Genomic DNA, 260 nt, shown 5'->3' with positions numbered 1-260 from the left:
ATCCTGAAACAGTTCACCCCGCGCCCATGCCCGCCCGGCGGCGATCAGTTTCCCGAGCGGACCTTGGTGACGGCGGCAAAATACGCCCGCACGAGTGCAACGCGGACGTAGGGCAAACCGAAGAGGGTCGCTGCCGTGCCGGCATCGAAGGCCACCCGCTCGCCACCCTCATCGCGCAGATCCTCGATGTCGATCAAAGCCGCGCGCAGAAACTGGGTCGTGCCTTCGGAGGTCGCAAAATCGTAACCCTGCGCCTCGTC

At 65.0% G+C, this 260-nt stretch carries 1 protein-coding gene; it reads right to left on the bottom strand.

What is annotated here, in order from left to right; all coding sequences use genetic code 11:
- Window positions 1-44: 44 nt before the first annotated feature.
- The coding region (locus RMT89_RS43895) for a hypothetical protein (RefSeq protein ID WP_315889344.1) at window positions 45-260 on the bottom strand (216 nt) is incomplete at its 5' end.

Source organism: Streptomyces sp. P17 (assembly GCF_032436805.1).
GTDB lineage: Bacteria > Actinomycetota > Actinomycetes > Streptomycetales > Streptomycetaceae > Streptomyces.
Note: the sequence above shows the minus strand (reverse complement) of the source record. Positions and strands in the feature narration are given on the sequence as shown.